This window comes from Spirosoma litoris (assembly GCF_054776755.1).
Genome location: NZ_BAAHBI010000073.1, coordinates 1 through 11,707 on the forward strand (window position 1 = coordinate 1; position 11,707 = coordinate 11,707).

13 protein-coding genes are annotated in these 11,707 nt (G+C 43.9%); 8 read left to right on the plus strand and 5 right to left on the minus strand.

Going from position 1 to position 11,707, the window contains the following annotated elements:
• Window positions 1–223 precede the first annotated feature (223 nt).
• Entirely contained in the window at window positions 224–1,033 is an 810-nt protein-coding gene (locus ACYVGR_RS35185) for a hypothetical protein (RefSeq protein ID WP_460965221.1), read from the plus strand.
• A 20-nt stretch (window positions 1,034–1,053) separates the two neighbouring features.
• Here the strand turns inward: ACYVGR_RS35185 and ACYVGR_RS35190 are convergent, their stop codons facing one another.
• A complete protein-coding gene (locus tag ACYVGR_RS35190) occupies window positions 1,054–1,383 on the minus strand; it encodes a tetratricopeptide repeat protein (RefSeq protein WP_460965223.1) in 330 nt (109 codons plus the stop codon).
• 161 nt (window positions 1,384–1,544) lie between these two features.
• Between ACYVGR_RS35190 and ACYVGR_RS35195 the strand changes: the two genes are divergently transcribed.
• From ACYVGR_RS35195 to ACYVGR_RS35205, 3 genes are all read left to right on the plus strand, one after another.
• Complete coding sequence (locus ACYVGR_RS35195) at window positions 1,545–2,282, plus strand: electron transfer flavoprotein subunit beta/FixA family protein (protein ID WP_460965224.1); 738 nt, start codon at window positions 1,545–1,547, stop codon at window positions 2,280–2,282.
• Between the two features lie 101 nt (window positions 2,283–2,383).
• Window positions 2,384–3,346, plus strand: a complete 963-nt coding sequence (locus tag ACYVGR_RS35200; protein WP_460965226.1) for an electron transfer flavoprotein subunit alpha/FixB family protein — start codon at window positions 2,384–2,386, stop codon at window positions 3,344–3,346.
• Between the two features lie 92 nt (window positions 3,347–3,438).
• Window positions 3,439–4,032 (plus strand): bifunctional nuclease family protein, encoded by a 594-nt coding sequence (locus ACYVGR_RS35205; RefSeq protein ID WP_460965228.1) that lies wholly within the window; start codon window positions 3,439–3,441, stop codon window positions 4,030–4,032.
• Window positions 4,033–4,113: 81 nt separating this feature from the next.
• Here the strand turns inward: ACYVGR_RS35205 and ACYVGR_RS35210 are convergent, their stop codons facing one another.
• From ACYVGR_RS35210 to ACYVGR_RS35220, 3 genes are all read right to left on the minus strand, one after another.
• Complete coding sequence (locus ACYVGR_RS35210) at window positions 4,114–4,614, minus strand: PPC domain-containing DNA-binding protein (RefSeq protein WP_460965230.1); 501 nt, start codon at window positions 4,612–4,614, stop codon at window positions 4,114–4,116.
• 165 nt (window positions 4,615–4,779) lie between these two features.
• On the minus strand, window positions 4,780–6,753 hold the full coding sequence (locus ACYVGR_RS35215; RefSeq protein ID WP_460965244.1) for a hypothetical protein: 1,974 nt from the start codon (window positions 6,751–6,753) through the stop codon (window positions 4,780–4,782).
• 845 nt (window positions 6,754–7,598) lie between these two features.
• On the minus strand, window positions 7,599–8,066 hold the full coding sequence (locus ACYVGR_RS35220) for a PaaI family thioesterase (protein ID WP_460965232.1): 468 nt from the start codon (window positions 8,064–8,066) through the stop codon (window positions 7,599–7,601).
• 112 nt (window positions 8,067–8,178) lie between these two features.
• On the opposite strand from ACYVGR_RS35220, the gene ACYVGR_RS35225 reads away from it, so the two are divergent.
• The 4 genes from ACYVGR_RS35225 to ACYVGR_RS35240 all read left to right on the plus strand — a co-directional run bounded on the left by ACYVGR_RS35225 (window position 8,179) and on the right by ACYVGR_RS35240 (window position 10,785).
• Window positions 8,179–8,940 (plus strand): phosphosulfolactate synthase, encoded by a 762-nt coding sequence (locus ACYVGR_RS35225; RefSeq protein WP_460965234.1) that lies wholly within the window; start codon window positions 8,179–8,181, stop codon window positions 8,938–8,940.
• Window positions 8,941–9,009: 69 nt separating this feature from the next.
• The gene (locus tag ACYVGR_RS35230) at window positions 9,010–9,651 is read left to right on the plus strand and encodes a DedA family protein (RefSeq protein ID WP_460965236.1); all 642 of its coding nucleotides are present in this window, start codon (window positions 9,010–9,012) and stop codon (window positions 9,649–9,651) included.
• 69 nt (window positions 9,652–9,720) lie between these two features.
• Window positions 9,721–10,464: a shikimate dehydrogenase family protein gene (locus ACYVGR_RS35235; protein WP_460965238.1), complete on the plus strand. Its 744-nt coding sequence runs from the start codon at window positions 9,721–9,723 to the stop codon at window positions 10,462–10,464.
• Window positions 10,465–10,500: 36 nt separating this feature from the next.
• Window positions 10,501–10,785, plus strand: a complete 285-nt coding sequence (locus tag ACYVGR_RS35240; RefSeq protein WP_460965240.1) for a putative quinol monooxygenase — start codon at window positions 10,501–10,503, stop codon at window positions 10,783–10,785.
• 33 nt (window positions 10,786–10,818) lie between these two features.
• On the opposite strand, the gene ACYVGR_RS35245 is transcribed toward ACYVGR_RS35240, so the two are convergent.
• Entirely contained in the window at window positions 10,819–11,592 is a 774-nt protein-coding gene (locus ACYVGR_RS35245) for a glycoside hydrolase family 25 protein (RefSeq protein ID WP_460965242.1), read from the minus strand.
• Window positions 11,593–11,707 lie beyond the last annotated feature (115 nt).

Genomic DNA, 11,707 nt, shown 5'->3' on the forward strand with positions numbered 1-11,707 from the left:
AGTTCGCACCTCAAAATTCACACAGCTTTGGGGATTTTCCGTAAAGTTTAAACAGCCTCATGATTAATCTATTGATTGGCAACAATTTGCCGGTGTTTTATTTATCGGTAGGTAGCGCTGGATTTCTTATTAAAACTAATATGTTCTTACCGAAATGGAATCAAGTGATTCCGTAACTTTACCAAAAAGAAAATCGATTTATCTGCTTCAATTCGTACAACTCATGAAGCTTCTTTCTACACTCACATATACCCTTGCCACTGGTTTGATGGTTAGTATACTGAATAGTTGTTCGCCAGCCTTAACTAGCGCTTATCGACTGGAGCCAGTTTCGGGCGATGTGGCACAGATTGATGGTCGTCCGGTGACCAAAGCTGAGCAAAATGGCGTGGGTGTCGTGGCTTCATATGAGCACGAAGATTTGGAGTTTATTACCCTGGACATAGAGATCAAAAACCGCACAGATCACCCCATTGATGTTAATCCAGCCGATTTTCACTTTGTGGCACTAGGCGCCGAACAAGATACCCTCTCCGACCTCCAACATCCGAATACGATCCTGGCTCGTTCGGCCGCTGATCCTGCTTATGAGGCCAGTCGCATGACTATAAAGCGTAAGGAAGAAGAAAAACGATTAAAGCGGGCTAAAGTATTTAATACAATTTTGATGGTGGCAGCTATTGCGTCGGATGTATCGTCCTCAAACAATAGCCGTTCCTATCGTGAATATACAAACAATCGAGTTGTTCATGGTCTTGCTTATCAGGGCATTGCGGTTAAGCGTGCCATCGATTATAGCACCTTTGCTAATCGGATGCAACGATATGATTACGAAGAGTACCGTTGGCGGGAATTAGCCTTAAAAGCTACTACGGTGGCTCCCGGCGAATCGGTACGTGGGCTTGTTTATTTCCCCAAAGTACAATCGGCGAAGTACCTGGCTATCAATTATAGTTTACCAGAACAAGCTAATGTTCCTTTGCTATTTAAACAGGAGCTGGTTCAACAAAAAAACAGCCGAAAACGACGGTAAATAAGTTTAAACGTACCCTGCTACCAGTCGTCGTCATCATCTTCAAACGCCTGTTGTGCGCGCTGTAGCTCCTGTAACGTCTTTAAATTATTCTGCACTTTAGCCAGAGCTATTCCCTTGTCATATAATTCTGCGGCCTTGTCTCGTTCGTCCAACTCCGCATACAAAGAAGCCGCATGATAATAGGTAGGCAAATAATCGGGATTTTCCTGAAGTAGCTGGTCAAAATAAATACGCGCCTGCTCAGGTCGACTATTTATATATTCCATAGCCAGGGCATAAACATTGAATGGATTACCCGGTTCTTCTTCTATAAACTGCCTCAATAACTGAATACGGTCGTTGTTCATACTTTCGAGAAAAATAGTATGCAAGCATACCATTTTTTTAAGATTGTTTGTACTTTTGAATCGTAAAATTAGTCAACAGTCGTTAGGAGGTAGTTATCTCCAACTGACTATCTACCGGCAACTATTGGCTACAGACTAGTCACTACAAAACCCGAATAAGTATGAAAATATTAGTGTGTGTGACAAGTGTGCCTGACACTACCACCAAAATTGCCTTTACCGACAATAACACAAAGCTCAACAAGGCAGGCGTAACGTTTATTACCGGCCCATATGATGACTATGCCTTAGCACGGGCGGTTGAACTCAAAGAAAAAACGGGAGCATCAATCACGGTTTTGAACGTTGGTCAGGCTGATTCAGAGCCAGTTATCCGCAAATGCCTGGCTATTGGTGCCGACGATGCAATTCGTGTCAATGCAGAGCCTACAGATGCCTATTTCGTAGCCGAGCAAATAGCCGCTATTGCCAAAGAAAATAGTTACGACCTGATTTTGATGGGTCGCGAATCTATCGATTATAATGGGGGCCAAGTTCATGGTATCGTTGGCGAAATGCTTGGCATTCCTTCAATCTCCCCTGTTATGTTGCTTGATCTGGAAGGTGATACCGCCCGAATTACGCGCGAAATTGAAGGTGGTAAGGAAGGTTTAGAAGCTAAACTACCTTTAGTACTAGGCTGCCAGGAACCCATTGCCGAGTGGAAAATCCCCAACATGCGTGGTATTATGACTGCTCGTACCAAACCGCTTAAAGTAGTTGAGCCAACCGGAACCGATACGCTTACTACCGTTGCCAGTTATGAATTACCAGCCCCTCGTGGCGCGGTAAAAATGATTCCGGCCGACGAAGCCGAAAAGCTTATCCAACTTCTCCATACCGAAGCAAAAGTAATTTAAACCGAGTCATTAAAGTTGTAGCGTTATCAAGTCATAAAGTTGCTTTAACATAACACAACCTTATAACTCTACAACCCTGAAACTCTTTAACTTTTCAGAAAATGTCAGTTCTCATATTTGCCGAATTAGACGAAGGTAAGATTAAGAAATCCTCGCAGGAAGCTATCTTCTACGGAGCCAAAGTGGCCCAGATGACGGGTACAACTGCAACTGCTATTATTATTGGAGCTGCTGATGAGTCAGAACTAGCTTCGGCTGGGCGCTTCGGGGCAACAAACGTGCTACATGCCAGCGATGCTAAATTAAACGAACCCAACGGCATGGCTTACGCTACGGTGGTGGCCGCAGCCGTTCAGCAGGAAGGAAGCAAGGTTATCGTTCTTGCTAAATCATCGCTCGCCGATGCCATGACGGCTCGCTTAGCGGGCAAACTCAAAGCAGGTCTGGCTGCAAACGTAATCTCGCTTCCTGATCTGTCAAGTGGTTTTCAGGTGAAGAGTAGCATCTATACAGGTAAAGCGTTTGCCTATAATGATTTGAAAGCCGATGTGAAAATTTTGGCGATCAAGAAAAATACCATTACGCCAGAAGAAACCGAGGCTACGGCTTCAGTCAAAGCATTTACGCCTGCATTAAATGAAGCTGATTTCGCTATTTCAGTAAAAAGTACGGAGAAATCTTCGGGCGATATTCTCCTTCCAGAAGCCGACTTAGTGGTATCAGCTGGCCGGGGGCTGAAAGGGCCTGAGAATTGGGGCATTGTTGAAGATTTGGCTAAGGCGCTTCATGCGGCAACTGCCTGTTCTAAGCCAGTATCAGATCTGGATTGGCGCCCTCACTCTGAACACGTAGGTCAGACTGGGCTTAAAATTAGTCCTAACTTATACATTGCCTGTGGTATTTCCGGTGCTATACAACATTTAGCGGGTGTAAACTCCTCAAAGGTAATTGTTGTTATCAATAAGGATGCCGACGCTCCTTTCTTCAAATCGGCGGATTACGGTATCGTTGGTGATGTATTCGACGTGCTGCCCCGCCTGACGAAAGCTGTGAAGGCGCTTTAGTCTATCGTCAGTCATTCGTTTTTATTGAAAACTTATGATTACTGATGACAATAGACGAATGACCTAAGGCTAAAAATTGCTATTTTCGCACCGTGGATAAGATTAAGCTGGAAATATTAGGACTATCACCCAGCCAGTCGCAATCGGGCTCGTTTGCACTGGTATTAGGTGAAGAATATGGCAACCGACGATTGCCTATCATCATTGGCATGTTTGAAGCACAGGCCATTGCAATCGAAATTGAGAAGATTGTTCCGAACCGACCAATGACTCATGATTTGTTCAAGCAGTTTGCGGAACAATTCAAGTTTACGGTCCGCGAGATCATGATTTCTGATCTAAGAGAAGGAATTTTCTTTGCAAAGATCGTTTGTTTCGATGGAGTTCGGGAGTCTGTTATTGATGCTCGTCCATCGGATGCCATTGCGATTGGTATTCGTTTCGACGTTCCTATCTATACGAATGAGTCGATTCTGTCTGAAGCAGGTATTACAGCCAGTAGCAATGACGAGGAAGAGCAAGAGGAACTCGTACGCTCTCCGAATCGTCCGTCAACACGATCATTTGGCGACCAGCTGAAAAATGCATCATCGGAAGAACTCCAGCACATGCTCGAAGAAGCACTTGGCAATGAAGAGTATGAGCGGGCGGCCAAGATTCGCGATGAAATGAGTAAACGTAATTAATAGTCTCACCTTAAATAAATAAAGAAAGCCATCCTAGTAAGATGGCTTTCTTTATTTTTAGGGGAAATTAAAAGCGTCTCTTTATTTCCGTCTTTTTTTCCTGACAGCTAATTCCTTGTAACCAAATACTGGATCTACCTCTCGGGAATACGTTATGTCAGTCATTACAGCAACCACTAGCTCCGCAGTCGTATAAATTTTGCACCCTTCCATTAGATGACCACCTAGTGTCCGGCCAGTTGAATCAGCTACCGATAGGTGTATATGACTCCCATTCGTTGAGAGTGTTCCTACTAATGAAACGACTTCAAAATGCCCTTTCCACACGCTTGGTTCTGACTGATTAGCCAATCGTAAGCTTACATCGGTCAAACTACCCACACAAGTTAATATTGCGCCAGCTTCGATACGCTCCTGTCGCACAAAAGCGTCAAGCTCCTTCTTTAAGTCCTGACCTGGCCGGAACCGGAACGAGTACGTTTGCATTATTGTCGAAACAACTGGGGAATTAGCAGGATAGGATTGAGCATTAAGTATATCCATAGAACCGTAGAACAATATAATCAGGAGAAAAAAGCGCATCTGTTATCTGAGTTGAATCCTAGCTGAGTTGATAGTACAGCAATCGCAGCATCAATTGTTTTACTGAAAGGCGACAATTTCTTGATTTTATCTCCTTTACAATAGCTATTGAATAAAAAAACCGGAAGCGTTGGCTCCCGGTTTTTTTACTAGTGTATGACTTAGTTATTCAACTCCGAACATCACATCTGAACGGCGGCCGCTGTTACCTGCCCGGCGTGCTTTTTTCTTAGCAGGCGCTGGTGGAGCAAGTAATTTAGCTTTCTGATCATCTGTCAGTGGCTTCAGGTCAGTGATCGTATAGCTGTTATCGCTGATCGTTGTGTTGAAGCTACCCACAGTTTGTTCAGGCTGACCGTTGCATGGCAGTTTCGTAACGGTGAATACTGCGCGGAAGTATTGAACCTGCGGACGTACACGACGACCTTTGAAGCGAATCGCGTTACCGCTTTCAATTTTCGCTTTCTCAGCTTGTAGCTGTTGAGCTAAGCCACCTGGCAGCTCGTTCAGGTTCAGGATAACCGTATTCGTATCGAACTCAACCACGTTATCAGCCAGACGACGGTTCAAGCCACGGTAGCGTAGACGAGTAACTGTGTCCCCAACCGAGGTAACGGTACCGTTACAGTAACAAACGTTAGCAACTTCGCGGGTGTATGGGGTACGGTAGTATACTTCCAGACGCTCCAGACGGTGACGGTATTCGCACTCAGGCTGAACCACATTTCTTGGACGAACGCTCGAGAAGCTTGTTGTTACCACCTCACTCATACAAGTACCACACTTAGCCGTTTGCTTGTTGTGAACCGTTACGTAGTAAAAACCTGGATTCAGTTGACCATTCGAGAAATAAGCAGCTGGGAATGGCAGCGACGTATCGGTCGTATTTTCCAACTGAGCAATTACTTGATCTGTGTTACCTGCTACGACTGAATCTGGACGATAATACAGACGAGCTGTAAAGGTTTCGTTTTTCGGATTCGGAGTCGTGCTGCGCCAGCTAATAACTGGAGCGGCTGCGGCCGTATTAACAGGAGCGCTGCTGCCATCGGTATAAGCCAGCGATGCACCTTTCAGCGAAGCCCCATTGAATTGAACACTCAGCTCGGGAATCTGTTCGCAAGTTGGGCAGGACACAGGAGCTTTGGGGATAAGTTTCTTTTGAACAAATCCTTTCCGAACGGCTAGTCCAACGGTAAAGCCACCATGCTTACGTTTAAATTCATACAACTGATCATCAACACCATTTACAATCAGGTAATTGAGTTGCGTGATGAATCCTTGTCCTTGCAGACCAATGTTCCAGTTATTTTTCAACGGGAAGAAGATCGCTAAAGACCCTAACGCACCCAAGTGATACAGATTCGAACTGGGGTTAACCGATCGAATAAGTCCACCACCGTCTACAAATGAAGGTACTGCAGGCAGCGTTAATGTCGATGGCGTATAAGCTGAAATGGTAGCAGCCTCTGTACGGAACAGACCACCCCGGGCAGCTGCTTCGATGAAGGTTACTGCATCTGGGTTTTTACGACTACGAGCAAGCGTGAACTGAAGTACGGGACCAACTGTCAGGAACATATCTTCAGAAGCCCTCTGACGAATTGTCACTTGAGAACTATTGAAACCACGTGCTGCAGCGAGGCTGTAAAGATAGTCCCGGTAAATGCTACGAGTAATATAATTACCATATCCCAAAGCTGCTCCTAATCCAAAACGAAGCCGACGGGTTGCTGGTGTCAAATAATAATCTGCATTAGCCGTGATATTAAATCCAGCGCCATTATAAAGGGTGTTATCCCGCTTATTTGGCCCGAAAGTATTTTCCCAAGTACCGCAATAAGCGAAGTTAGGACCAGCATACAAGCCCACTCGCCAGGGAGATAATCGCCGTACTAGAATAAACGTCTGAAAGGTTGTGTCGCAGTCATCAAGTTCAGCCACATCACTGGCCTGCGCTTTGAAATCACTTCTACGCAGGGTGTCCGTGTAAATACCTTTCCCTAAACGGTAGATATTCTCACGTACATAATTCCCGCTGGAAGTCGTTGTAGCGGGTTGAACCCGGACTGAATCAGCCCGTTGAGCAAGGCTAATAGATGGTATTGCAAAACTTAGCAACACGAGTCCAGCCAGCATCCTCAGGGGGTGTTGTTGGATAAATGTTCGCATATTTATTGAGTTAATTTGACGCAATGATTCCGATTAAACTTTTACTCTTCCAAATACGATTGTAGAAACTTAGGGAACGGTTCAAGCTATATAACCACAGGCTTATTCCGCTATATAAACTAAGCACTTCTACAGAAAGGTTAACTTACAACCTTAACGTATATGCTATATGACTAACTTCTCGGCTAAATGTTTCTTAAACTTTACAAAAAAAAAATACCAGCTGCATTTAACCGAAAAATTTCCCTAAAAATGAAGCCGAACGAATTATACAATCGTTCCGATTACAAGCTCATTTGATGGCTAATTAGCTCCAAATGGGCATTGCGCTTTCATTTTTTCTGCAATGTTAAGGCTGAATTGCAAAAGTCAATTCATACTTTCCATTTTTTTAAGTACCCGTCACCAATATTATACTAGTCTAACAGACTAAATACTTTATTTACTGAATACAGGTCCTACAATAAGCTTGTAAACAACTTTTATTATCATTCTACTAATTCGCTTGAATTGTGTTCAAAACTTCCTTTAGTTTAATGATGGTCAATAATAGTAATTATCAAGTGATAAAAAAACAATTCCCAATTGAACCGCCGAACAAATACCTTTTTCTTGACATTGTCTAAATTCTTCTCCTATTTCTTCTATGAAAGGCAAAATGTTTATTCATTCTTTTCACTGGAAATAAGTTAGTAGAGACATAGAGGCATATTTTCTGAGTATCAAGACACCCTTATAACCATTCGGCAAAGATAAACGTATATAGCTATACCAAGTAACCTAATAATAAAAATATTCCAATTGAAAATAATTCAGATAGTCAATTTCAGGGATGTTTGTATCAGATTCGTAGCACATTTCGCAATAATTTTCCCATCGGCAGCTACGATTCGCCCCTCACAATGAATTATATTTTTCCCCTCTCTTATTACTTCTGCCGTTACTGTAACAATGTCTCCGAGTCGGGCTGCATGTAAAAAATCAACCACCAGATTTACAGAAGTATATGCGTATTCGCGACCAAGGGCGAACACAGTCGCCCCTACTAAATCATCCAATATTCCTGATGCTGCTCCACCGTGCAGTACGTTAGCTGGATTGGTCATCTCCTTTCTTATTGTATAATCAGCAACCATACGTCCATAATCGGCCTCTCGTATTGTACCATTCAGCCAGCGACCGAAAGGTGATATACTATTCTGCATATCATGACCGATCTGAGAACGGAAGAAATCCAGTCGGGGATTTATCAAATTGTCCATATCCGGCAAAAATAGCATTAAACTAAGTCAGAGGGCCTTATGCTGCTATTATTTATGGATTTTCTTGGGAGGTTTTCAAGACTTATGTTACTTTTGAGCGATTATTAATACGCCTATTCGATTACTCTGTATGAACTATACGCTTACGCAGTTGCCTGACCGTACCTCGAAACCTCGCAATAGCGGTTTAACGATGGTTATGGACAAAGGGCTAAGCCTGCGGGAAGTAGAGGATTTTTTATCTACCTCTGCTGACTACACAGACATTGTTAAATTGGGCTGGGCAACATCGTTTGTTACGCCAAACCTGAAAGAAAAGTTAGCCATCTATAAGGAAGCAAATATTCCGGTTTATTTCGGTGGAACATTATTCGAAGCCTTCGTTGTACGGAATCAGTTTGATGAGTACCGAAAGTTATTGGACAAATACGGCATGGAATATGCCGAAGTGTCGGACGGCTCGATTGAAATGGCTCAGGATGACAAGTGTGAATACATCCGCACATTAGCCACTCAGGTAACTGTTTTGTCGGAAGTAGGCTCTAAAGATGAAGCCAAAATTATTCCTCCCTATAAATGGATTCAGCTGATGAAAGCCGAGCTACAGGCTGGTTCCTGGAAAGTCATTGGTGAAGCCCGTGAAGGCGGTACCGTTGGTTTGTTCCGTTCTAGCGGTGAGGTTCGCCAGGGATTAGTTGAAGAAATTCTTACGCAGGTTCCCTTCGAAAGTATTTTGTGGGAAGCCCCTCAGAAAGAACAGCAGGTCTGGTTTGTGAAGCTTCTGGGTGCCAACGTTAACCTTGGAAACATCGCCCCTCATGAAGTTATTCCTCTGGAAACGATCCGGTTAGGGCTTCGAGGTGATACATTTACACACTTTTTAGATAAATAGTCAATAGCTCTCAGTCAGTACGAATTAGACGATTATTAACTATCGACTGGTAACTGGCGACTTATTTTTATGGATCTCATTAAATCGCTGCTTGACTTTTTGCTTCACCTTGATCGTTACCTCGATCTGTGGGCTAATGAATATGGTGTGCTACTTTATGCTATTCTTTTCCTGATTGTTTTCACGGAAACGGGATTGATTGTCATGCCATTGTTACCCGGCGATTCATTGCTGTTTGCGGCTGGTGCCCTGGCAGCACGGCCGACCAATGAGCTGAGCGTTTGGGTGATTATCCCACTCCTGATTGGAGCCGCCCTGTTAGGTGATAACGTCAACTATTTTGTTGGTCGATTCCTGGGAACACAGATTAAATCGCGGGAGCGAATCTTGTTCTTCAAGCGGGAATACATTGCTGAAACAGAAAATTTTTACGCCAAATACGGTGGACGGACAGTAATTATTGCCCGGTTTATTCCTATCGTACGAACCATTGCACCCTTCGTAGCCGGAGCGGGCAGCATGACATATGGCACGTATATTAAGTTCTGTATTTTAGGAGCTATGCTTTGGGTAACAAGCATTTCATTACTGGGCTACTTTTTTGGCAACTTCCCAATCGTACAGAAGAATTTTGAATTGGTAGTATTCGGTATTGTCGGCTTGTCGGTATTACCGATTATCATTGAGTTTTTCAAAAAGCGTTCCAAGTAGTATTTACATCTATCGATTTTATGTATGCCACTGCCCAAAGCCGTGGCATACTAGTTTAAATCCAATCCAATGAATCGATACGGCCTTATTGGTTTTCCGCTTACCCATTCATTCTCTCAACGATATTTCACAGAGAAATTTGAACGAGAAGGCATTGTAGATAGTCGTTACGACCTGTTTGATCTGCCAGCTATTTCTGGTTTGTCAGATCTATTGCGGTTACCAGATTTGCGCGGGCTGAATGTAACCATCCCTCATAAACAGGCCGTATTCCCTTATTTAGATCGGCTTGACGCATCGGCAGAAAAAATTGGTGCAGTCAATGTAATTAAGTTAGAAGCCGATGGCTCACGAACAGGCTATAACTCTGACTATTATGGTTTTCGGCAATCGTTGACCGATTGGCTCACCAAACTTGAGCGCGTACCTACAGACCTTAAAGCGCTGGTGCTTGGCACCGGTGGAGCTTCCAAAGCTGTTACAGTGGCGCTGACTGATTTAGAGATTCCCTTTTCATTTGTATCCAGAACCAAAACGTCCGACACCCTGACGTATGAGGAATTAGCGGGTGTTCTGCCAGATTACTCCTTAGTAATTAATGGTTCACCTGTTGGGACTTACCCACGCATAAACGAAGCACCAGATATACCCTATCATTTACTAACGGATAAGCATCTGCTGTATGATTTGGTCTATAACCCAGCGGAAACCCAATTCATGAAACTTGGTCTCGAACGAGGAGCTTCTGTGCACAATGGATTGCGCATGCTGGAATTACAAGCCGAAAAGGCCTGGGAAATCTGGCAATCATAATTATCCTACTTTCGCGTCCTAATAAACCTTAAACACATGCCTCTTTTAGTTTTTGCCAACATCACAGCCAAGCCAGAAAATGCAGTCGACTTAAAAAATGGCTTACAGGAATTAGTTACGGAAGTTCGGACAGAACCAGCCTGCCAATTTTACGAACTATATCAAAGCGCAGAGCATCCCGAACGTTTTATCATGCACGAACTCTGGGATGACGAAGCGGGGTTGCAGGCGCATAACGAAATGCCACACATGAAAGCGTTTGGCGTTAAAGCAAAAGATTGGTTTGCAAAGCCGGTTGAGCTGACAAAAGTAACGGTGTAAAGACAGATTGCTTGAGGCCAGGATTTGACAGACTCACAAACAGATTTCCTGCATCCGGGTATCATCCATCACAAATACGTTAAAGTCGACCTGCCCACGAATACCCTTTACCCAGCCATTTTGGTTATGCTGCCAGAGATAAAGTTTATCGGCATTATAACTGCGTAAATGTTTGGTAGAATAGTCTGCTATCCATAGCGGGTACTCGTCCAGGTTCCCTTTGATATAGCGTTTATAGAGGTTGCCGTTGGTGTAAATAATGGGGCGAATTTGATAGTGCTCTTCAATCGTTTCGAGCCATAGCTTCAGCCCATTCACGATTGTTTCGTCTGATTGGCCATTGATTACCTCAAAGTCAACCACAGGGGCAAAGTCGCCTGGGCTCAGCTCCACATGACGAATAAAATTATTGGCTTGCTTAAGTGGGTCACGCGTAGGATGATAGAAGTGGTAGGCTCCTCGGTGCAGCGCAATTTTCTTTGCTTCGCGCCAGTTTTTGTCGAAATGTTTATCGGCTAAGGTTGCTCCTTCGGTTGCCTTGATAAAAACAAATTGCAATCGAACGCCCTCCGCTTCCATTTTCTGAACCCGTGCCCAATTGATCCGATCGTTATGACGGGATACATCGATGCCATGAATAGCATAACGCATGGGCAAGCGAATACCAAATGCCTGGACAAACCGCCAATTCATGTCGTCTGCCTGTCGCGATCGAAAAACCCAAATGGCGGCTACAATAAGCAGGCCTGCCACAATCCATAAACCGTATCGGCGCGAAATAATCTTGACCAGTACGCGAAATCTCATGTAAATAGTTGACTTTACGAACCGAAATTACGGTTTTATCCTTGAACGAACCTTCCTGTGACCCGTCCTAAAATAGGTTGACAGATTATTGATCGCTTTTACCTTCGACAACGCC